We start from the raw sequence: 21,048 nt of genomic DNA, 5'->3' as shown, positions 1-21,048 counted from the left end.
TATATGGGGTGCGCCGGCCTTTTTGCGTGTCGCGGGAACGCCCCGGGCGGCCCGGAGACGGGCCTCGTAACGTGGATCGGATTACGGCACATTTAGTTTGCGTAATCATCCATGGCAGGTAACCTCTTCCTTAGGACTGCCTAAGTAAGGGCAGCCTGAGCGAAAGATCACTCCATGACTGCCAACTTCCTGATCGGCCTGCGCGAAGGACTCGAAGCCACCCTGGTGGTGGTCCTCCTCATGGCCTACCTGGTCAAGACGGACCGCCGCCACCTCATCCCCCGGCTCTGGGCCGGGGTTGCAGCCGCGGTGGTGGTGTCGGCCGGATTCGGCGCGCTGCTGACCTTCGGGCCCAAGGGCCTCACGTTCGAGGCGCAGGAGGCGATCGGTGGCGGCTTGTCCATCATCGCCGTCGGTTTGGTGACGTGGATGGTCTTTTGGATGGCCCGCACTGCCCGGACGCTGGGACGCGACCTGAAGAGCCGCGTCGACCGGTCCGCCGGCGGAGCCGGCTGGGGCCTGGCCGTGGTGGCCGCGATTGCCGTGGGCCGCGAAGGCCTGGAAACGGCACTCTTCCTCTGGGCGGCTGCCAAGGCCACCGGCGAGTCCACGCAACCTCTGATCGGCGCCCTGCTGGGCCTGGCCGCGGCGGCAGCGTTCGGCTACCTGCTGCACCGGGGCGTGCTCAAGGTGAACCTCTCGCGCTTCTTCACCTGGACGGGCGCGGCCCTGATCGTCATCGCCGGCGGCGTCCTGTCCTACGGCATCCATGACCTCCAGGAAGCCCGCATCCTGCCGGGATTGCACTCGCTGGCCTTCGACATCAGTGCCGCCGTCCCGCCGTCGTCCTGGTACGGCACCCTGCTCAAGGGCACCGTCAACTTCTCCCCGGCCACCACGTGGCTGGAAGCTGCGGCTTGGCTGCTCTATGTAGTACCGGTGCTGTTCCTGTACCTGCGCACGCACTTCAAGCCACTGCCGCCCAGCACTGCCCCGGCCGGAAACGGGACCCCCGCCCAGACCCCGGCCGCTGCCTGACCCCTCACCGCCACCCCGCACCCAAAGGAATACCCCATGCCCGGCTTCACCCTGCCCCGGAACCCCATGCTCCGGACCCGCCAGCCCGGAACTTCCCGCCCTGCCATCCGGAACACGCGCGCCGCACTTGCCGCCGCCGCCGTCGCCGTCCCGCTGGTCCTCACCGGCTGCACGGACAACACCAAGGCCGCGGATAGCTCAACCGGTGCCATCGAGGTTGTCAGCTCCAACACCGAGTGCAAGGTCTCTGCCAGCAGCGTGCCCAGCGGAAACCTCACCTTCTCCGTGAAGAACGAGGGCACCGAGGTCACCGAGTTCTACCTGCTGGCAGCAGACGGCCTGCGGATCCTGGGCGAAGTGGAGAACATCGGGCCCGGGCTGACCCGCAACCTGGTGGTCACCGCCCCGGCAGGCACCTACACAACGGCCTGCAAGCCGGGGATGGAGGGCGACGGGATCAGGGCTTCGCTGGACGTGACCCAGTCCGGAAACCAGCCGTCGGCCGATGCGGATTTCCAGCACCTCCTGGATACCGCCACCACGCAGTACGGGTCCTACGTCAAGGACCAGAGCGAACAGCTGCTCACCGGCACCGAGCAGTTCGCGGCGGCGTTTGCGGCCGGCAATGCGGAGCAGGCGCGCTCGCTCTACGCTGCCACCCGTCAGCACTGGGAACGGATCGAGCCCGTGGCGGAGTCTTTCGGCGACCTTGACCCGCAGCTCGATGCCCGTGAGGCGGACCTTGAACCGGGCCAGGAGTGGACCGGCTGGCACCGTGCCGAAAAGGACCTGTTCCCGCCTGCCGGTTACACGGCCATGGCGCCGGCGGAACGCTCCGCCATTGCAGACCGGATGGTCGCCGACACCAAGGACCTGGTGGAGCGCACGCGCACGCTGGAGATTTCCGCGGACATGCTGGGCAACGGAGCCAAGGAACTGCTGGATGAGGTGGCCACCGGGAAGGTGACCGGCGAGGAGGAGATCTGGTCGCACACGGATCTTTGGGACTTCCAGGCCAACGTCGACGGCGCCCGCATCGCCTTCGAGAGCCTGAAGCCTGCCCTGCTCCAGAAGGATTCTGCCCTGGCAGCCTCGCTCGATGAGAAGTTCGCCGCGCTGCAGGCTGAGCTGGCTACGCACGCCCAGGGTTCCGGCTTCACTTCCTACGACAAGCTGGCTCCGGAGCAGGTCCAGAAGCTGGCGTCCCTGGTGGACGCGCTCGGGGAACCGCTGTCCAGGCTGACCGCTGCGGTGGTCCTGTGACCGGCTGCCCCTTTGGCGGCCGGCCGCCGGAAACGTCCGCACCCCGGGGTGACGCCGCCGCAGAACCGCAGCCGGGCGCCGCGGATAAGGAGCAGCCGACGCCGGGCGCACGCCTGAGCAGGCGCGGCCTGTTTGGCATCGCCGGGCTGGGCGGTGCTGCCGCGGGGCTTGCGGCAGGTTTCCTGGGCCATGACGCCGTCGCAGCCTCCGCCGCCCCTCCTGCTGCCGACAGCCCGGTGGTTCCCTTCCACGGCGACCACCAGGCGGGCATCACCACCCCTGCGCAGGACCGGCTGCACATGGCCGCGTTCGACGTCACCACCACCAAGCGCGACGAACTCATCCAGCTGCTCAAGGACTGGACACAGGCCGCGGAAGCCCTGACCCAGGGCCGCCCGGCCGGCGCGACCGGCGCGGTGGACGGCCCCTACGGAGCCCCTCCCGAGGACACCGGCGAAGCCCTGGACCTCAACGCCGGCAAGCTGACCCTGACCTTCGGTTTCGGTGCCGGCCTGTTCGAGAAGGACGGGGTGGCCCGCTTCGGCCTGGACGGGCGGAAGCCCGAAGCCCTGATCGACCTGCCGCACTTCCCCGGCGATGACCTGGATCCGGCCCGCAGCGGCGGCGACCTGGTGGTGCAGGCCTGCGCCGATGACCCCCAGGTGGCCGTCCACGCGATCCGGAACCTGGCCAGGATCGGCTTCGGGAAGGTGCGGGTCCGCTGGTCCCAGCTGGGCTTCGGCCGGACCTCGTCCACGTCCCGGTCCCAGCAGACGCCGCGGAACCTCTTCGGGTTCAAGGACGGCACCAACAACCTCAAGGTCGAGGATGAACAGCTGCTGGACCAGCACGTGTGGGCAGCAGCGGCCCGGCCCCAGGATGCCTGGATGGCCGGCGGCAGCTACCTCGTGGCCCGCCGGATCCGGATGCACATCGAAATCTGGGACCGCACCTCGCTGGGCGAACAGGAAGGGCTGATCGGCCGGACCAAGGGCTCGGGCGCGCCGCTGTCCGGCGGCGAGGAGTTCACCGAACCCGACTTCACCCGGCAGGGCAAGGCCGGCAAACCGCTGATTCCGCTCGATTCGCACGTGCGGATGGCCCACCCCAACCAGAACAGCGGAGTGCGGATGCTGCGCCGGGGCTACAACTACACCGACGGTTCCGACGGCGTGGGGCACCTGGACGCCGGACTGTTCTTCATTGCCTTCGTCACCGATCCCCGGACACACTACGTCCCCATGCAGATGGCGATGGCCAAGGGCGACACGCTCGCGGTGGAGTACCTGAAGCACACGGGCTCCGGACTGTTCGCGGTACCTGGCGGGGTCAAGCCCGGCGGCTTCATCGGCGAGGGACTCTTCGCGTAAGGGGCTCTTCTCGTAGCCGGACCGGCCAAGCCGGCCCCGCCCCGCCGTCGTCCGCGACGCGTAAAAGGCTCAACGCTGCGCAGGTTCCTTAACGCACCCGAAATACCAGGGGCGCCAGGGAATCTGCGCAGCGAAAATGAAGGTGCGCGTCGCCGGGCGGCGGCGCGGGTCGCTGGTGGAGTAAGGGCGCCGGCGTGCAGGCCCGACGGCGCGTTCCCGGCTACAGCTGCCGGCCGGCCATCCGTTCCAGCCGGGCAATCCGGTCCCGCATCGGCGGGTGCGTGGCGAACAGCTTGTTGATGGCGCCGCCGCGGAACGGGTTGGCGATCATCAGGTGCGAGGCGTTGACCAGCCGCTGGTCCTGCGGCAGGGGCGCGATGCTGACGCCGCGCTCGATCTTGGCCAGGGCTGAGGCGAGCGCCAGCGGATCGCCGGTGAGCTGCGAACCGTCCTCGTCGGCGTCGTACTCCCTGGTGCGGGAGATGGCCATCTGGATCAGCGACGCAGCGAACGGCGCCAGCAGGGCCATGGCGATCATGGCCAGCGGGTTGGCGTTGCGCCGGTCCCCGCCGCCGAAGAACAGCAGCATCTGCCCCACGGAGGTGATGACCCCGGCGACGGCGGCCGCCACCGACGAGGTGAGGATGTCCCGGTTGTAGACGTGCATGAGTTCGTGGCCCAGCACGCCCCGAAGCTCGCGTGCATCCAGGAGCTGCAGGATGCCTTCCGTGCAGCAGACCGCCGCGTTTTGCGGGTTCCGGCCGGTGGCGAACGCGTTGGGGTTCATGGTGGGCGAAACGTAGATCCGCGGCATGGGCTGGTTGGCGCGCGCCGAGAGCTCCCGGACGATCTGGTACAGCTGTGGCGCCTGCGCCTCGGTGACCGGGAAGGCCTGCATGGACCGGATGGCGATCTTGTCGCTGTTCCAGTAGCCGTAGAACGTGGTGCCGACGCCGATCAGGGCCATGATCCAGATGGGCGCCGAACTGCGCGTCCCGACGCCGATGAGCCCGCCAAGGCCCAGCAGCACTGCCCACAGCACCCCGAAAAGGGCCGCGGTCTTCAGGCCGTTGTGATGGTTGTGCACGTTTCCTCCTCACTACTGGAACGGCTTGCTAGGGCACCGGGTTCCGCGCATCGTACCTGCGGAAGCCGGGCTGCAGTTTCGCCGCCAGCCATGCCCCCGCGATGCACAGCACACCGCCGAACAGCAGGACCCAGCCCTCATTGAGAATCCTAGTCGCGCCGCCGGCCAGCAGATCTCCGATCCGGGGGCCGCCGGCAACCACCACGATGAAGACGCCCTGCAGCCGGCCCCGCAGGTGGTCGGGTGCCGCGGCCTGCAGGATGGTGTTCCGGAAGACGCTGCTGATGGAATCCGCAATGCCGGCCAGGGCGCAGCAGACGGCGGCCGGCGCCAGCCACAGTGTCGTCCCGCCGTCCGGTGCGGGGCCTGCGAGCAGCACCACCAGGCCGAAGGCGGCGATGGATGCGCCCCATCCCATCACGGACACCACCACGGCGGTCCCCTGGCGGCGCACGCTGCCCAGGGGACCGGAGAACAGGCCGGCCAGGAAAGCCCCGACGGCGGTGCACGCCAGCAGGATGCCTACGGTTGCTTCTCCGCCGCCCAGCATGAGGGCCGCGACGGCGGGCAGCAGCGCCCTCGGCTGGGCCAGGACCATGGCGATGAGGTCGATGATAAAGGTCATCCGGAGGTTGGGCCGGGTGCCGAGAAAGGCGAAGCCTTCGATGACGGAGCGGACCCCTGCCTTGTGGCTGCTCCCGGTAGGTGCCATGGGTGGAAGCCGGTACACGGCCCAGAGGACGAAGGCGAAGCTGGCGAAGTCGATGGTGTAGGTCCAGCCGAACCCGAACCAGGCCACCAGGAGGCCCGCCAGCAGCGGCCCGGCGGTCATGGCAAGCCCCAGGGACAGCATGCTCAGGGCGTTGGCGGCGGGCAGGAGTTCCTTGCGCAGGAGCATGGGGATGATGGCGCTGCGGGCCGGCTGGTTGATGGCCTGCGCCCCGCTTTGCAGCGCCACCAGGAGATACAGCACCCACACACTGCCCAGGTGCAGCCAGGCCTGCAGCGCAATCAGGCCGGTGGTGAGCCACAGGACGGTGGTGGCCAGCAGGGCTATCCGCCGCCGGTCGTGCGCGTCCGCGATGGACCCGCCCATCAGGCCACCCACCACCAGGGGAACCAGCGCAAAGATTCCCAGCAGGCCAACGTAGAAGCTGTCCTGGGTCAGCCGGTACACCTCCAGGCTCACGGCCACCAGGGTGAGCTGGCTTCCGACGGCGGACACCGCCGTGCCCAGCCACAGCCTGCGGAATGCGGGGCTTTCCTTCAACGGAGTGACATCGGCAAGTAATTTCCCCACCCCGTAACAGTAATGGGCGACACGGAAAGGTTAGCCACGCCTTATTGTGAGTTGATCAAAATAAGTGTTTCAATGGAGCCATGACGGAGCACTTTGACGGCCAGGACGCATGGGCCGCAGCCCTGCGCGCACACGGCCGCAGGGTGACCAGGCAGCGGCTGGCCGTGCTGGCCGCCGTCGAACGCCACCCGCACTCCCCTGCCGAAAGCATCCTTGCCGCCGCCCGGGCGGAACTGCCGGAACTCACGGCCCAGTCCGTCTACGTTGTCCTGGGCGACCTGACGGACCTGCACATGCTGCGCCGCTTCGAGCCGCCGCACTCCCCCGCGCTGTACGAAACCCGGGTGGGCGACAACCACCACCACGCCATCTGCATCAGTTGCGGACGCGTGGAGGACGTGGACTGCGCCGTCGGCCACGCCCCGTGCCTCACGCCGCACTGGAACCCGGACGCCAAGCCCATGACCATCCAGATCGCGGATGTCATGTACCAGGGCATCTGCCAGGACTGCCAGCAGGCCCAACAACTTCCTCCCCACAATCCCTCGCAAGAAAAAGAGAAATAGGAGAACAATGACTGCCGTTTCCACAACCCAGTCAGGTGCGCCGGTTACGTCCGATGCACACTCGAAGTCAGTTGGTGCCGATGGTGCCATCATCCTGACCGACCACTACCTGGTTGAAAAGCTCGCCCAGTTCAACCGTGAGCGGGTTCCGGAGCGCGTTGTGCACGCCAAGGGCGGCGGTGCTTTCGGCACGTTCAAGACCACCGAGGACATTTCCAAGTACACCAAGGCCGCGTTCCTGCAGCCGGGCGTCGAGACCGAGATGCTCATCCGCTTCTCCTCCGTCGCCGGCGAGAACGGCTCCCCGGACACCTGGCGCGATCCCCGCGGTTTCGCCGTGAAGTTCTACACCACCGAGGGCAACTACGACCTCGTGGGCAACAACACCCCCGTCTTCTTCATCCGCGACGGCATCAAGTTCCCGGACTTCATCCACTCGCAGAAGCGCCTGCCGGGCACCCACCTGCGCGACGCCGACATGCAGTGGGATTTCTGGACCCTGTCCCCCGAGTCCGCCCACCAGGTCACCTGGCTCATGGGTGACCGCGGCCTGCCCGCCTCCTGGCGTGAAATGCAGGGCTACGGCTCGCACACCTACCAGTGGATCAACGCCGAGGGCGAGCGGTTCTGGGTCAAGTACCACTTCAAGTCCAACCAGGGCGTGAACTCCATGACCGGCGAGCAGGCTGAAGCCCTGGCCGGTTCGGACGCGGACTTCTACATCCGCGACCTGTCCGAGAATATCGAAGCCGGCAACTTCCCGTCCTGGGACCTGCACGTGCAGGTCATGCCGTACGAGGATGCCAAGACCTACCGCTTCAACCCGTTCGACCTGACCAAGGTCTGGCCGCACGCTGACTACCCGCTGATCAAGGTGGGCACCATGGAGCTGAACCGGAACCCGGAGAACTACTTCGCACAGATCGAGCAGGCCACCTTCGCGCCCTCGAACTTCGTGCCGGGCATCGCCGCCTCGCCGGACAAGATGCTGCAGGCCCGCATCTTCTCCTACGCCGACGCACACCGCTACCGCGTGGGCACCAACCACGCCCAGATCCCGGTGAACCAGCCGAAGAACCAGGTCAACAACTACAGCCAGGACGGCGCCGGACGTTTCCTGTTCAACGCCCCCTCGGTTCCGGTCTACGCCCCGAACACCTTCGGCGGCCCAGCTGCCCTTGAGCCGCAGAACCCGGCCGGAGGCTGGGAGAACGACGGCGAGCTGACCCTCGCCGCGCACTCCCTCCACGCCGAGGACGGCGACTTCGTCCAGGCCGGCGCGCTGTACCGCGAGGTCTACGACGAGGCCGCCAAGGCCCGCTTCCTGGACACCATCACCGGTGCGGTGGGCGGCGTCAAGCGCTCCGACATCAAGGAACGCGCCATCCAGTACTGGACCAACGTCGACGCCGAGCTGGGCGCCAAACTCCGCGCCAACCTCGGCGTGGCAGCCGCCTCCGACGCTGAGGCAGCCAACAAGATCGGCTGATCAGGCTTCCTGCCTGCTGAACTGATAGAACACCCCGTCACGGGCTTTCGTGGCGGGGTGTTCCGCTGTCCGGCCGCTTTTGCACATACGGCGGCGGGGATCTGGCCGGTTGCGGCCGGCCGCCCTAGGCTCCGTAGATGAACACTTTCGCAGGCATCCCCCTCGAGGCCTTCCGCTTCTACGCGCAGCTGGAGGACAACAACAACCGCGATTGGTGGCTGGAACACAAGGCAACGTACGACACATCGGTCAAGGCACCACTCACCCTCCTGCTCTCCGAGCTGGAGCCCGAGTTCGGACCGGCCAAGCTTTTCCGCCCCAACCGCGATGTCCGCTTTTCACTGGACAAGTCGCCATACAAAACTGCCCAGGGAGCATTCGCTGCACGCCAGGAAGGCGTGGGTTTCTATCTCCAAATCAATGCCGACGGACTGTTGATCGGTGGCGGCTACCACTCCCATACCCCCGCCCAGCTGGCACGGTTCCGTGCGGCCGCCGACGCTTCCGCCAGCGGCGCCGCCCTGCAGGACATTGTTGATGCCGTGGCCGGCGCCGGTTTTGCCGTCGAAGGCGAGAAGTTGAAAACCGTTCCGCGGGGATTCGACAAGGACCATCCCCGTGCCGAACTGCTCAAGCACAAATCGCTGTCCGCGGGAATCGAGGTGGGCCAGCCGGAGTGGGTTTCCACACCCGCCGCGAAGGAGCGGATCGCGGAACGGTGGCGGCAGCTGCGTCCGCTCGTGGAGTGGGTGGGCCGGTACGCCGCACCCTGACCCATCGCCGCCGGCTCCCGTGGCGCGCTGGCCGCAGGTCCCGTGGAGAGGCACCGGAAATGCGGCTGCCCGCCCGGCGAAGGCCGGGCGGGCAGTTCAGGAGACGGCAGTTCAGGAGATGTGGGTAGCGGGCCGTCAGGTGCGGCTCAGCTCATCCTCGTCGTCCCGTTCAGCGGCGGGGGCTGCCGCTGAACCCGCGGGGCGGTTAACGCTGGCGTTGGCCTCGGCGAAGCGCTCATTGAGCCGGGAGTGCCGCTGCCCGTAGGCGAAGTAGATCGCCAGGCCCAGGACCAGCCAGAACGCGAAGAAGATCCAGGTCTCCACGGCAAGGTTGGTCATCAGGTACAGGCAGAGGACTGCGGAGACGATGGGCAGCACCTTGCCGAACGGAACGCGGAAGGCCGGCTTCAGGTCCGGGCGCTTCCGGCGGAGCACCAGGATGCCCAGGCTGACCACAACGAACGCGGACAGCGTGCCGATGTTGATCATCTCCTCCAGCAGGTCCACGTTGGTGAGTCCTGCCACCAGGGCCACGGCGGCACCACAGATGATCTGCAGGCGGGCCGGGGTGGAGCGCTTCTCGCTGGTCTTGGACAGCGACCGGGGCAGCAGGCCGTCGCGGCTCATGGCCAGCACCACGCGGGACAGCCCCATGAGGAGCACCATGATCACGGTGGTCAGGCCCACCAGGGAACCGAAGGCGATGACCTTGGCGGCGGACGTGTCGCCCACGGCTTCGAAGGCGGTGGTGAGGGTTGGGCTCTTGGCCTCGGCAAGCTGCGTGTAGGACACCATGCCGGTCAGGGCCAAGGAGACGAGGATGTAGAGCAGCGTCACCAAAGCCAGGCCGCCGAAGATGCCGCGGGGCAGCGTCTTCTGCGGGTTCTTCACCTCCTCGGCCGAGGTGGCCACCACGTCGAATCCAATGAAGGCGAAGAACACCAGTGCGGCACCGGCGAAGATCCCCATGGTGCCGTACTGGGCGGGCGCGGCACCGGTCAGGAAGCCGAAGAATGACTGCTTGAGGACATCGGCGGCCCCGGTGCCTGCCGTGGGCTCGGCGGCCGGAACGAACGGCGTGTAGTTCTCGAACTTCACATAGGTGAAGCCCACCACGATCACGAACAGCACGACGGCGATCTTGATCAGGGTGAAGATGTTGCCCACGCGGGCCGAAAGCTTGGTGCCCAGCACCAGCAGCACGGTGAAAATCGCCACGATCAGGAAGGCGCCCCAGTAAAGGTCAACGCCGCCCAGCGAGATGGCGGGGGGAACGTCCAGGCCGGTGAGCGCAAAGACCTTGCTGAGGTAGATGCCCCAGTACTTGGCAATGACGGCGGCGGCGGTGAACAGTTCAAGGATCAGGTTCCAGCCGATGATCCAGGCAAGGAGTTCGCCCATGGTGGCGTAGGTGAAGACGTAGGCGGAGCCCGCTACGGGGATGGCGGTGGCGAACTCGGCGTAGCACATGATGGCCAGTGCGCACGTGACGGCGGCGATCGCGAAGGAGACGGTCACGGCGGGGCCTGCAAAGTTAGCGGCGGCCTTGGCTCCAACGGAGAAGATGCCGGCGCCTACAGCAACGGCGACACCCATGATCATGAGGTCCCAGCTGCTGAGGGAACGCTTGAGCTTGCGTCCGGGCTCATCGGCGTCGGCGATCGACTGCTCGATGGATTTTGTCCGCAGAAGGTTCATAGGGGTTCACAATCCTGGTTTGTGATGGAAACAGACCTATCAACGATAGTGTCCATCCACTGGACGACCCCAATCGTCCCGAATAGTGAGACGGTCGGTTTGCCGAACTTTGTTCTGCCAAAAGGTGCGGGACCCTCCTTTCGGAGGGTCCCGCGTGCTTTCGGCCGAACGGCGCAGGATCGCTGAAGCGCGCCTCCAACCCCGCCGTGGTGCCGGTCCTAGCCCGGCCAGTCCATCAGCGTGGACCTGATCAGGAACCGCTTGCCCTCCGGGGCTTCCACCGAGAAACCGCTGCCCCGGCCCTGGACCACGTCAATGGTCAGGTGCGTATGGCTCCAGTAGTTGAACTGCTCCCGCGACATCCAGAATTCCAGCGGCAGGGGTTGCAGCCCCTCCGCCAGGTCGAACAGCCCCAGCAGGACGTCCGAGTCGCCCATGATGAACTCCCCCGCCGGGTAGCACATGGGCGAGGACCCGTCGCAGCAGCCCCCGGACTGGTGGAACATGAGCGGGCCGTGCCGGTCCCACAGCATCCGCAGCAGGTCCACGGCAGCGGGCGTGAGCGCCACCCGGGAAAAGTCTTCCCCGGGCAGCGTCACGGCGGCATCAAGCCGGTCGGGGACCATCAGAACCTCAGGACCACGCGGCCATCGATCTTGGCGTGCTTCATCTCGTCCAGGACCGCGTTGACCTCGGCCAGCTCCCGGACGGAGACGGTGGGATGGATTTTCCCCTGGGCATAGAAGTCCAGGGCCTCGTCCATGTCCTGCCGGGTGCCGACGATGGAGCCGCGCACCGTCAGCCCCTTGAGCACGATGTCGAAGATCGGTGCCGGGAAGTCGCCCGGCGGCAGGCCGTTGAACACGATGGTTCCGCCCCGGCGCGCCATGCCGATCGCCTGGCCGAAGGCGGAGGGGTGCACGGCCGTCACCAGGACGCCGTGGCAGCCGCCGGTTTCCCGCTGGATGACCTCCACCGGGTCCTCGTGCAGGGCGTTGACCACCACTTCGGCGCCGTGTGCCTTGGCCAGGGCCAGCTTGTCGTCCGCGATGTCCACGGCAGCAACCCGCAGGCCCATGGCCACCGCGTACTGGACGGCAATGTGGCCCAGCCCGCCGATGCCCGAGATGGTGACCCACTGCCCCGGCCTCGCCTCGGTCATCTTCAGGCCCTTGTAGACGGTGACGCCGGCGCAGAGCACCGGCGCCACCTCGACGGGGTCGGATCCCGCCGGTATGCGCGCCGCGAAGCGCGAGTCCACCAGCATGTACTCCCCGAAGGAGCCGTCCACGCTGTAACCGCCGTTCTTCTGGGCCTCGCAGAGGGTCTCCCAGCCGGTGCGGCAATACTGGCAGTCCCCGCAGGCGGACCAGAGCCAGGCGTTGCCCACCAGGTCGCCCACGGCGAGGTCGGTGACGCCTTCGCCGAGTGCCACCACCTCCCCCACGCCCTCATGCCCGGGAACGAAGGGCGGGGCCGGCTTGACCGGCCAGTCCCCTTCCGCGGCGTGGAGATCGGTGTGGCAGACGCCGGTGGTGAGGACCCTGACCAGGGCTTCGCCCGGTCCCGGTGTTGGGATGTCGAGGGTCTGGACCTGCAGGTCCTTGCCGAATTCGGTTACTACGGCTGCTTGCATTGTCGTCGTCATTGGCGATCCTTGCGTTGTGGTGGTCGGTGGGGATGGGGTGTGCTTTGCGGCCTAGAAGAAGCCCAGCTTGTTCTCGTCGTAGCTGACCAGCAGGTTCTTGGTCTGCTGGTAGTGGTCCAGCATCATCGCGTGGTTCTCACGGCCGATGCCTGAGGACTTGTAGCCGCCAAACGCGGCACCTGCCGGGTAGGCGTGGTAGTTGTTGACCCAGACGCGGCCGGCCTGGATTTCGCGGCCTGCGCGGTACGCCACGTTGCCGTTGCGGGACCACACGCCGGCGCCGAGGCCATAGAGGGTGTCATTGGCGATGCCCATGGCGTCGTTGTAGTCGCTGAACTTTGTCACCGCCACCACCGGGCCGAAAATCTCCTCCTGGAAGATCCGCATCCGGTTGTGGCCCTCGAACACGGTGGGCTGGACGTAGAAGCCGCCGGCCAGGTCGCCGGGAAGTTCGGCGCGGGCGCCGCCCGTGAGCACTTTGGCACCTTCCTGCTTTCCGATGTCGATGTAGGACAGGATCTTCTCCAGCTGGTCGTTGGACGCCTGGGCGCCAACCTGCGTTTCGGTGTCCAGCGGGTTGCCCTGGATCATCTTCTCCACCCGGGCCACGGCGTCCGCCATGAAGGAGTCGTAAATCTCCTCCTGCACCAGCGCGCGGGACGGGCAGGTGCAGACTTCGCCCTGATTGAACGCGAACAGCGCGAAGCCCTCCTGGGCCTTGTCGTAGAACGCGTCGTTCTCCTGCGCTACGTCGCTGAAGAAGATGTTGGGGCTCTTGCCGCCCAGTTCCAGGGTGACGGGGATGAGGTTCTGGCTGGCGTACTGGCTGATCAGGCGGCCGGTGGTTGTCTCGCCGGTGAAGGCGATCTTCCGGATCCGGGAACTGGAGGCCAGCGGCTTGCCGGCCTCCACGCCGAAGCCGTTGACGATGTTGAGCACCCCTGCGGGCAGCAGATCCCCGATGAGTTCCACCAGGACCAGGATGGAGCTTGGCGTCTGCTCCGCGGGTTTGAGCACCACGGTGTTTCCGGCGGCGAGCGCGGGGGCCAGCTTCCAGACGGCCATGAGGATGGGGAAGTTCCACGGGATGATCTGGCCCACGACGCCCAGCGGCTCGTGGAAGTGGTAGGCGGTGGTGTTCTCGTCCAGCTGGGAGAGGCTGCCTTCCTGGGCCCTGACCGCGGAGGCGAAGTAGCGGAAGTGGTCAGAAGCCAGCGGAAGGTCCGCGTTGAGGGTTTCCCGGATGGGCTTGCCGTTGTCCCAGGTTTCGGCCACGGCGAGCATTTCGAGGTTCTCGTCGATGCGGTCGGCAATTTTGTTCAGGATCGCGGCGCGCTCCGCCACGGAGGTCTTGCCCCAGGAGGGTGCCGCCTTGTGCGCGGCGTCCAGTGCCAGTTCGATGTCCTCCGCCGTGCCGCGGGCAACCTGGCAGAATGCCTTGCCCGTCACGGGGGTGATGTTCTCGAAGTACTGGCCCTTCACCGGGGCCACCCACTCGCCGCCGATCCAGTTTTCGTAGCGGTCCTTGAAGGTGACCTTCGAACCGTCGGTTCCCGGCTGTGCGTAAACGGTCATGTGCTGAGCTCCTTTGCTGTGCAGAAGGCTGGCCCACAGGGGTGCCTGCCATTGCAGTAAGCGTAGGAGCGGGGAGGTTGCAGCCAGGTTGCAACAATGCGATCCAGGTCACACAAGGCGACGCCGGGGCAAACCTAGGCGCGGAGCTCGGCTTCCAGCCTTTCAATGTCTGCCACAACGGCGGCCCGCTTGGGTGAGCGCGGCGGCAGGAGGCGGAGCGCGGCACGGCGGATGCCGACGTCGTCCCTTGCCTCGGGCAGGGCAGCGTACTTGAGCAGGGACTCGGCGCTGCCGTCCGTGAGGACCGCTTCCCGGAGCAGGGACGAGACCCTGGCCCTCAGCTCGACGATGCCGGGGGCCTCGGAGCGCGGGAGCACCTCGCCGCGGTAGATCTCCAGGGCGATCCGGTGCGCCCCCCGCTGCAGGCAGCTGAGCACCTGGCCCGTGTCCGGCACCAGGTCGATGGGCAGCCGGTAGGGGCGGGAACCCGGGACGGCGTCCGGGCTGAGCTGCTGGACCACCTTGCGCAGGCGGACCATCTCGGCCCGCAGGGTGATGGTGGAGCCCTCCCCGGGGTACAGCAGCAAGCCCAGTTCCTCGGCGGTGAGGCCCTCCGGGTGGGTGCTGAGCAGGGCGAGGATCTCGCTGTGCCGGGCGGACAGGGCGACCGTCCGGCCGCCGAGGCTCAGCAGGGCCTGGTCGCGGCCCAGCAGTTGCAGGCTGTTCCGGTAGAGGCTGCCTTCCGCGGCACCCCCGCCGTGCGCGGCGCCGGCAGCCGGGGACCGCCGTCGTACTGGTTTCCTGGCCAGCTCCGCGGCGTGCTGCAGGCGCTCCACCCGCAGCTGCGCCTGGGCGGCGGCCACCGTGGCCTCCACCAGCGACAACGTATGGGGCGCCACCGCCGTGTCCGTGCCGGTAATGTCCACGACGCCGAGCACAGCACCGGAGTCGGGGTCATGGAAAGGCACTGCGGTGCAGCTCCAGGGGTGGACGGTGCGTTGGTAGTGCTCAGCGCCGGCGATCTGGATCCCGCGCCCCAGGGCGAGCGCCGTGCCGGGCGCGCTGGTGCCGACGCTGGCCTCGGACCAGTCCGCCCCGGGAACGAACATCATGCCTTCGGCGCGGCGCTGCAGGGCAGGGTCGCCGTCCACCCACAGCAGCCTGCCCACTTCGTCTCCCACGGCCACCAGGAGCCCGCTGTCGTGGCTGGGCTGGACCAGGAGCTTGTTGATCACGGGCATGATCGCGGCCAGGGGGTGCTGCCGGCGGTAGTCCTCCAGTTCGGCCCAGTCCAGGGCCAGCGGCGCTGCCGGGTTGTCGGGGTTGGCTTTGAAGCCCGCTGACCGCTGCCAGGATTCACGGATGAGTTTGCGGAGCCCGGGGATTTCAGGGGTACCGCCGCCGAAGCTATCGTCCGCGCCCTGCTTCGGCCCGGCGCCGCCCAGGCGCTCGTGGCCCGCAAGCGCGGCACGCTGGCGCGGTTCGGGCTGGAGCAGGTTCGTCATCGAACTCCCGGGAGGGTGCAGGGGTGTGGCGGCTATTCTAACCCTGCCGGGACGGAAGCCGGCAGGGCGCCGGTTATCGGGCCGGGCGTGGCAGCCGGACCAGTTCCTCCAGGGCATCCGCGCCGGCAGCAGCACCGCCGGCGGCCGCGTATCCTTCGGCAACCCGACGCGCCCCCGGTGCCTTCGTGAGGGCCTGATGCACGGCCGCCCCCAACCGGTCCGGCGTGAGGTTTGTCCGGCCAAGCCTCACGCCGGCGTCTGCGGCTACCACCCGTGCGGCCACCTCGTGCTGGTCCCGGCCGAACGGGACCACCACCACCGGCACGCCCTTCGACAGCGCCTTTTGGGTGGCGCCCATGCCGCCGTGCGTGATGGCGACGGCGGCGTGGTCCAGGACCGGGCCGTGCGGGACGAAGTGTTCCAGCCGGGCATTCGCCGGAACAGGGCCGAAGGCGTCGGTCCCGGATGCCCGGTGGGCGCCGGCGGACCCGGTGCGGGCAGCGGGCAGGGTGGCGACGACGGTGAAGGGTTCGGCGGCCAGGCCTGCCAGCGCCGCCCGGACAATGGCCTCGTCCGCCTGGTATTCGGAGGATGTGGTCACCAGGACCAGGGGTTCCGTGCTGTCCCGGAGCCATGCGGGCGGCTCGGCGGGCGGTTCCCAGTCCAGCGCGCCGATCATCCGCACATCCGGAGCCCAGTCCGGATGGGGGTATTCGAACGGCTCAGACGTGGTGACGAGCATCAGCGGCGCGGTGCGGAACATCTCGTCGGCACCGCCCACCGGCGGGAGCGTCCCGCCGGAGAGGTCGGCGCGCAGTGCATTAATGCGCGGCAGCATCAGCTTCTCCACGGCGCCGATCACCAGGCGGCGCACCACGGCGTCACGGAGCGTCCCGAGGGGCCCGGACATCGGAAGCAGGCCGGGTCCGAAGGGAGGAGTTCCGCGCGACTGCAGCGGCGGGGTGTAGGGGCTGAACGTGGCCCAGGGCAGGCCGGATTCCTCGGCGGCTATCCTGGCTCCCCACGAGTTGATGTCCACGAGGAGCAGGTCCGGGCGCACCGCCGCCATGGCCTGGCGGAGGTCCGGGGCATCAAACCGTGCCCGCGCCGCGAACGTGTCCACACTCGAGGCGAGGGCCTCCTTGGTTGAAGCCGCCGTGTAGTCGTGGGCCTCGACGTGCATCAGCCGCCCATCCACCGGCCCGGTGTGCAGGCCGAGGGCGGACAGGGTGGGAACGTGCTTCGGAAGGGTGCGGACGTGGACTTCGTGGCCGCGGGCCTTCAGCTCCAGCAGTAACGGAACCATCGGGAACAGGTGTCCAATGGCGGGCGAGGTGTAGGCAAGGACGGTGGACATCACGGCCTCCGGGTCAAGGGCTCCAGCATTTCGATCAGGGAAAGTGCCACCTGGTCGCGGCTGAGCCCGGCATCGAGGCGCAGCAGTTTCCACGTGTAGACGTCGCAGATGGCGACGAACTGGGCCAGCCGGCGGCCGTGGTCCGGCGTGCCGGCCAGCGGTTCGAGGAAGGGCCCGAAAACGCGGTCGCACCACTGCCGGTGCAGGTCCCGCCCAGCTGCGGTGATCCCGGCAAGTACCGGGGAGGTGTGTTCCTCGGCCAGCATTTTCAGGGCCAGGGCGCCGGTGGTCTCGTAGTGGTCCACGAGGTTCCCGACGGCGGCACGGACATTACCGGCAGGGGCGGCGCCGCGTTGGCCTGCCACCCGCGCGGAGACGGATTCGGCAGTGGCGTTGATCAGTCCCATCCGGTCACCGAAGCGGCGGATCACGGTCTGGACTGTTACGCCGGCCTTCGCGGCCACGGCATTCAGGGTGAGGTCCGCGAGGGGACCTTCCATGAAGAGGTCCTCGGTAGCCTGCAGGATGCGGCGGCCGGTTTCGGCAGCCGCGGAAGCACGCTTCCGGGCGTCGTAGGGTCGGCTTTTCACGCCGTCCATATTCATGTTAGTCATAGTAACTCGAATATGGGCGGCCCAACAGGGCCTGGGGAAGTTTCCTGCGGGGCGGGTCAGCCGCGGGAAATGCGGATCATGTCCTCGCGCGGAACCACCTTGATCCGCTCCCGGACCACATGGTCCAGGCCCTCGGGGCCGGTCCAGGCGGCGCCCAGGCCTGCCTCGTGGGCATCGAGCTTGTTCCAGCCTTCCCAGGTGGTGTACTCGATGCCGCGCTCTTCGAGCAGGTCGATGATGGCCTGGGGGTCGGGGTTTTGTGCGGCCGGCAAGTTCAGCCGGTCCTCCAGCAGGAACCCGATGGTTTCCAGCGCATCGCCCTTGGTGTGCCCGATCAGGCCGACAGGACCGCGCTTGATCCACCCGGTGGTGTAGATGCCGGCGACGGGATTGCCCTCCGCGTCCAGCACCCTGCCGCCTTCGTTGGGGATGACGCCGCGCTTGGCGTCATATTCCAGTTCGTCCAAGGCGGAGCCGTGGTAGCCGATGGCGCGGTAGACGGCCTGGACCGGGTACTCGATGTACTCCCCCGTGCCCTTGGCGTTGCCCGTCCCGTCCAGCTGCATCCGCTCGAACTTGATGCCGCCCACTTTGCCCGTGCCGTCGTCGAGCACTTCAACGGGGCTGTGCAGGAAGTGCAGGTGCAGCCGGCGGGAGGAGGGATTCTCCGACTCGGCGTGCTCTTCCACCAGCCAGTTGGTGAGGGTGTTCACCATGGTCTTGACCTGGTTGTTGGTGCGGATTGCTTCATCCGAGGCTTCGTCGAATTCAAAGTCCTCGGGGTAGAGGACGATGTCGACGTCGTCCATGTGGCTGAGCTCGCGCAGTTCCAGCGGGGTGAACTTGACCTGGGCGGGGCCGCGGCGGCCGAAGACGTGCACGTCCGTGACGGGCGAGGCCTTCAGGCCGGCGTAGACGTTGTCCGGAATCTCGGTGCTGAGCAGTTCTTCGGGGTGCTTGACCAGCATGCGGGCCACGTCCAGGGCCACGTTGCCGTTGCCGATGACGGCGATCTCCTTGGCGTCCAGCGGCCATTCGCGCGGCACGTCCGGGTGCCCGTCGTACCAGGACACGAAGTCGGCGCCGCCGAAGGAGCCCTGCAGGGTGATGCCGGGGATGTCCAGGTCCGCGTCCTTGATGGCGCCCGTGGAGAAGATCACGGCGTCGTAGAAAGCCCGGAAATCGTGCAGGGTGAGGTCCCGGCCGTAGGTCACGTTGCCCAGGAACCGGATGTCGCCGCGGTCCAGGACCTTGTGCAGGGCGTTCACGATGCCCTTGATGCGGGGGTGGTCCGGGGCCACGCCGTACCGGATCAGGCCATAGGGCGCAGGGTAGGCCTCGAAGAGGTCGATGCTGACCTGGAAGTCGCCGTCCTTGACGCCGCTGGACTTGGTGAGGATGTCCGCAGCATAGACCCCTGCCGGTCCCGCGCCGACGATGGCGACGCGGAGGGGACGGTTGGCGGCGGTTTCGCTGTGGTTGGACACCGGGAGCCCTTCTGAACTGGTCCTGCTCATGATCCATGAGGGTGCGCAGCGTGGTGCTCCGCACAGTCCCCCATTCTAGTTGGCGGCAAGTGCCACCACCTTGCCTTCGCGGTACAGCAGCGCCCGGAGTTCGGCCTCCGCAGAGTCCAGGCGCTTCGGATCGATGGTTTCGCCGTCGTGGTAGTGGTCCAGCACCCTGGGATCCACGTAGCTTTTGCGGGCGATGGACGGAGTGTTGCCGAGCGTTTCGGCGGCTTCGTGCATGGCGCGGCTGATGGCCCGTTTCCGTTTCGCGGCCGTGCGCTGGGGACCGGTGCGTGCCAGGCTCGCCGCGGCCGCGACGGTACCCCGCAGTGTCCGGAAGTCCTTGGCCGTGAAGTCGGAGCCCGTGCGTTCCTTCACGTACGCGTTGATGTCGGCGCTGGTGACCGGGCGCCACGTCCTGCCCTCCTTATAGGCCAGCAGCCGGGCGTTCGGGCCGCGGCGCTTAAGCAGGCGCAGCAGCACGGCGAGGTCGGGGTCCCGGATTTCCGATTCCCAGTCTTTGCCGCTTTTGGCCGGGAACCGCAGCATGATCCGGTCCTTGCGCACCTGGACGTGGGCGCAGAGCAGGGTGGCCAGGCCCCGGCTGCCGTTCTCGTTGGTGTACCGCTCTGAACCCACCCTCAACGAACCGCTGTCCAGCATCCGGAACGCGCCCGCCAGGACCCGCTCCCGGGTGAAGCCTTCACTGCGCAGGTCCATCGTGACCAGGCGGCGGGCTGCCGGCAGCGATTCGGCCAACTGGAGGGACCGGTCGAACTTCACCCGGTCCTTCCTTTCGCGCCACTCAGGGTGGTAGATGTACTGGCGCCGGCCCACCGCGTCCACACCGGTTGCCTGGATATGGCCGTTCTCGAACGGGGCAATCCATACATCGGTCCACGCCGGTGGAATGCCGATGCTTTCCAGCCGGTCCCGGACGGGTCCCGGCGGCAGGGTGGACCCGTCCAGGTCGCGGTAACTGAAGCCCTTGCCGGCAGGGACCCTGCGGTAGCCGCGGCCGGAGGCGTTGCTGCGCCGGAGCCTCATCGGGCCTGCTCCGGGATACGGGCACGTGTCATGAAAACAAGCCTACTGACTATTTTTCCGTTTTCCCGCCTGCCTGCTGGAATACCTGCCCTGCGGCTGCTGTTATGGACATCGTGCCCATGCCAGAAGGAATCCCCGCCACGTCCGTAGCCACCTCCCCCACCGGCGCTTCCCCGGCGCCAGGCTCCGCGGCGGATACCCCTTCAGCCAAGGGTCCCGGGCCCATGGCAAAGGAAACGACGGCGGGAATGCTGTTCGGCATCGGCGCGTACGTCTTGTGGGGGCTGCTCCCGCTGTACTTCTTCATTCTCATGCCCGCCGGCGCCGTCGAAATTGTGGCCAACCGGGTGGTGTGGTCACTGCTGTTCTGCGCCCTCCTGATCACCGTCACCCGGGCATGGGGCGTCCTGGGCACCGCCCTGAAGGACCGCCGGGTCTTCGGCTCGCTGGCACTGGCGGCGTTCCTGATTGCCATCAACTGGCTCACCTACACCTACGGTGTCACCACCGGGCAGGCCGTGGAAACGTCCCTGGGCTACTTCATCAACCCGCTGGTCTCGGTCCTGCTCGGCGTGCTCGTCCTGAAGGAAAGGCTGCGCCCGCTCCAGTGGGCAGCGGTGGGCGTCGGGTTCGTGGCGGTGGGGGTCCTCACCTACTCCTACGGGAAGCTGCCGTGGATCGCGCTGACCCTGGCATTCAGCTTCGGCCTGTACGGCTTCGTCAAGAACCGGGTGGGTTCCAGGGTGGATGCCATCACCAGCCTCAGCGTGGAGACCATGGTGCTTGCACCGCTGGCTGCGGTGGCGATGGTGGTGCTGGCGGTGAACGGCAGCTCCACCCTGGCCTCCGAAGGTCCCGGGCACTTTTGGCTGCTGCTGGCGTCCGGCGTGATTACCGCCGTCCCGCTGCTCTTCTTCGGCGCCTCCGCGCGGCGCCTGCCCATGACCACCATCGGGCTGCTCCAGTACTTCGCCCCCGTCCTGCAGTTCCTCGTGGCCCTGCTCGTCTTCCGGGAGGCCATGACAGCGGAGCGCTGGATCGGGTTCGGTGTGGTGTGGCTGGCCCTGCTGCTGCTGACCCTGGACATGCTGCAGACCGCCCGCAGGAACTCGGTGGCCCGAAAGGCAGCGCGCCGCCAGGTTGCCTGACCCGCCCCACGACATCCTCCACCGAGGCACTGCGAAGACACAGAAGGTGGGCTCCCGGC

General features: G+C 67.6%; 18 protein-coding genes. 7 read left to right on the top strand and 11 right to left on the bottom strand.

The annotated features are described in order from the left end of the window. Positions 1 to 174 precede the first annotated feature (174 nt). The 3 genes from efeU to efeB are packed head-to-tail and all read left to right on the top strand — an operon-like array spanning position 175 to position 3,671. On the top strand, positions 175 to 1,038 hold the full coding sequence (gene efeU / locus RM50_RS14050) for an iron uptake transporter permease EfeU (RefSeq protein WP_043453819.1): 864 nt from the start codon (positions 175 to 177) through the stop codon (positions 1,036 to 1,038). A 36-nt stretch (positions 1,039 to 1,074) separates the two neighbouring features. Next, positions 1,075 to 2,301, top strand: a complete 1,227-nt coding sequence (gene efeO / locus RM50_RS14045) for an iron uptake system protein EfeO (protein WP_052260240.1) — start codon at positions 1,075 to 1,077, stop codon at positions 2,299 to 2,301. Continuing rightward, the gene (gene efeB / locus RM50_RS14040; protein WP_043453817.1) at positions 2,298 to 3,671 is read left to right on the top strand and encodes an iron uptake transporter deferrochelatase/peroxidase subunit; all 1,374 of its coding nucleotides are present in this window, start codon (positions 2,298 to 2,300) and stop codon (positions 3,669 to 3,671) included. The genes efeO and efeB overlap by 4 nt, the downstream gene beginning before the upstream one ends. Before the next feature lie 220 nt (positions 3,672 to 3,891). Here efeB and htpX read toward each other — a convergent pair whose 3' ends face one another. Further along, complete coding sequence (gene htpX, locus RM50_RS14035; RefSeq protein ID WP_043453815.1) at positions 3,892 to 4,758, bottom strand: zinc metalloprotease HtpX; 867 nt, start codon at positions 4,756 to 4,758, stop codon at positions 3,892 to 3,894. Between the two features lie 28 nt (positions 4,759 to 4,786). Further along, positions 4,787 to 6,058, bottom strand: coding sequence for an MFS transporter (locus RM50_RS14030; protein WP_043453812.1), 1,272 nt, complete (start codon positions 6,056 to 6,058; stop codon positions 4,787 to 4,789). Between the two features lie 80 nt (positions 6,059 to 6,138). Between RM50_RS14030 and RM50_RS14025 the strand changes: the two genes are divergently transcribed. The 3 genes from RM50_RS14025 to RM50_RS14015 all read left to right on the top strand — a co-directional run bounded on the left by RM50_RS14025 (position 6,139) and on the right by RM50_RS14015 (position 8,886). Further along, positions 6,139 to 6,624 carry a Fur family transcriptional regulator gene (locus RM50_RS14025; protein WP_043453808.1) on the top strand — a complete coding sequence of 162 codons (486 nt, stop codon included), beginning with the start codon at positions 6,139 to 6,141 and terminating at the stop codon, positions 6,622 to 6,624. Between the two features lie 7 nt (positions 6,625 to 6,631). After that, complete coding sequence (locus RM50_RS14020; RefSeq protein ID WP_043453806.1) at positions 6,632 to 8,113, top strand: catalase; 1,482 nt, start codon at positions 6,632 to 6,634, stop codon at positions 8,111 to 8,113. 137 nt (positions 8,114 to 8,250) lie between these two features. Next, positions 8,251 to 8,886 (top strand): DUF2461 domain-containing protein, encoded by a 636-nt coding sequence (locus RM50_RS14015; RefSeq protein ID WP_043453803.1) that lies wholly within the window; start codon positions 8,251 to 8,253, stop codon positions 8,884 to 8,886. Between the two features lie 135 nt (positions 8,887 to 9,021). Here RM50_RS14015 and RM50_RS14010 read toward each other — a convergent pair whose 3' ends face one another. The 9 genes from RM50_RS14010 to RM50_RS13970 form a co-directional block, all read right to left on the bottom strand. Beyond that, a complete protein-coding gene (locus RM50_RS14010) occupies positions 9,022 to 10,584 on the bottom strand; it encodes an APC family permease (RefSeq protein WP_043453802.1) in 1,563 nt (520 codons plus the stop codon). A 218-nt stretch (positions 10,585 to 10,802) separates the two neighbouring features. Further along, entirely contained in the window at positions 10,803 to 11,210 is a 408-nt protein-coding gene (locus tag RM50_RS14005; protein ID WP_043453799.1) for a DUF779 domain-containing protein, read from the bottom strand. Continuing rightward, positions 11,210 to 12,232: an alcohol dehydrogenase AdhP gene (adhP, locus tag RM50_RS14000; RefSeq protein WP_205622274.1), complete on the bottom strand. Its 1,023-nt coding sequence runs from the start codon at positions 12,230 to 12,232 to the stop codon at positions 11,210 to 11,212. The genes RM50_RS14005 and adhP overlap by 1 nt, the downstream gene beginning before the upstream one ends. A 51-nt stretch (positions 12,233 to 12,283) precedes the next feature. Next, the gene (gene exaC, locus RM50_RS13995) at positions 12,284 to 13,807 is read right to left on the bottom strand and encodes an acetaldehyde dehydrogenase ExaC (RefSeq protein ID WP_043453793.1); all 1,524 of its coding nucleotides are present in this window, start codon (positions 13,805 to 13,807) and stop codon (positions 12,284 to 12,286) included. 134 nt (positions 13,808 to 13,941) lie between these two features. Next, positions 13,942 to 15,312: a GAF domain-containing protein gene (locus tag RM50_RS13990; protein ID WP_043453790.1), complete on the bottom strand. Its 1,371-nt coding sequence runs from the start codon at positions 15,310 to 15,312 to the stop codon at positions 13,942 to 13,944. Between the two features lie 73 nt (positions 15,313 to 15,385). Next, positions 15,386 to 16,669 (bottom strand): glycosyltransferase, encoded by a 1,284-nt coding sequence (locus RM50_RS13985; RefSeq protein ID WP_043453786.1) that lies wholly within the window; start codon positions 16,667 to 16,669, stop codon positions 15,386 to 15,388. Continuing rightward, a complete protein-coding gene (locus tag RM50_RS13980) occupies positions 16,669 to 17,259 on the bottom strand; it encodes a TetR/AcrR family transcriptional regulator (RefSeq protein ID WP_167562172.1) in 591 nt (196 codons plus the stop codon). Before RM50_RS13980 ends, RM50_RS13985 begins: the two co-directional genes overlap by 1 nt. Before the next feature lie 80 nt (positions 17,260 to 17,339). Then, a complete protein-coding gene (locus tag RM50_RS13975) occupies positions 17,340 to 18,800 on the bottom strand; it encodes an FAD-dependent oxidoreductase (protein ID WP_430929415.1) in 1,461 nt (486 codons plus the stop codon). Between the two features lie 45 nt (positions 18,801 to 18,845). Further along, entirely contained in the window at positions 18,846 to 19,841 is a 996-nt protein-coding gene (locus tag RM50_RS13970; RefSeq protein ID WP_043453778.1) for a DNA topoisomerase IB, read from the bottom strand. Positions 19,842 to 19,960: 119 nt separating this feature from the next. Between RM50_RS13970 and rarD the strand changes: the two genes are divergently transcribed. Beyond that, complete coding sequence (gene rarD, locus RM50_RS13965) at positions 19,961 to 20,989, top strand: EamA family transporter RarD (protein ID WP_082007087.1); 1,029 nt, start codon at positions 19,961 to 19,963, stop codon at positions 20,987 to 20,989. Positions 20,990 to 21,048: the final 59 nt, after the last annotated feature.

Origin of the sequence: Pseudarthrobacter phenanthrenivorans, assembly GCF_000813845.1 — a bacterium.
In the GTDB taxonomy this organism is placed as follows: Bacteria; Actinomycetota; Actinomycetes; order Actinomycetales; family Micrococcaceae; genus Arthrobacter; species Arthrobacter phenanthrenivorans_B.
This window is presented reverse-complemented; position numbering and strand designations above follow the sequence as displayed.

Coding starts and splice junctions, on each gene's coding strand:
- RM50_RS13985 (WP_043453786.1), bottom strand. CDS start 16,669: ATGTCCACCGTCCTTGCCTACACCTCGCCCGCCATTGGACACCTGTTC.
- exaC (WP_043453793.1), bottom strand. CDS start 13,807: ATGACCGTTTACGCACAGCCGGGAACCGACGGTTCGAAGGTCACCTTC.
- RM50_RS14025 (WP_043453808.1), top strand. CDS start 6,139: ATGACGGAGCACTTTGACGGCCAGGACGCATGGGCCGCAGCCCTGCGC.
- RM50_RS14020 (WP_043453806.1), top strand. CDS start 6,632: ATGACTGCCGTTTCCACAACCCAGTCAGGTGCGCCGGTTACGTCCGAT.
- RM50_RS14005 (WP_043453799.1), bottom strand. CDS start 11,210: ATGGTCCCCGACCGGCTTGATGCCGCCGTGACGCTGCCCGGGGAAGAC.
- rarD (WP_082007087.1), top strand. CDS start 19,961: ATGCCAGAAGGAATCCCCGCCACGTCCGTAGCCACCTCCCCCACCGGC.
- RM50_RS13970 (WP_043453778.1), bottom strand. CDS start 19,841: ATGAGGCTCCGGCGCAGCAACGCCTCCGGCCGCGGCTACCGCAGGGTC.
- RM50_RS14010 (WP_043453802.1), bottom strand. CDS start 10,584: ATGAACCTTCTGCGGACAAAATCCATCGAGCAGTCGATCGCCGACGCC.
- RM50_RS13975 (WP_430929415.1), bottom strand. CDS start 18,800: ATGAGCAGGACCAGTTCAGAAGGGCTCCCGGTGTCCAACCACAGCGAA.
- adhP (WP_205622274.1), bottom strand. CDS start 12,232: ATGACGACGACAATGCAAGCAGCCGTAGTAACCGAATTCGGCAAGGAC.
- RM50_RS13990 (WP_043453790.1), bottom strand. CDS start 15,312: ATGACGAACCTGCTCCAGCCCGAACCGCGCCAGCGTGCCGCGCTTGCG.
- efeU (WP_043453819.1), top strand. CDS start 175: ATGACTGCCAACTTCCTGATCGGCCTGCGCGAAGGACTCGAAGCCACC.
- efeO (WP_052260240.1), top strand. CDS start 1,075: ATGCCCGGCTTCACCCTGCCCCGGAACCCCATGCTCCGGACCCGCCAG.
- RM50_RS14015 (WP_043453803.1), top strand. CDS start 8,251: ATGAACACTTTCGCAGGCATCCCCCTCGAGGCCTTCCGCTTCTACGCG.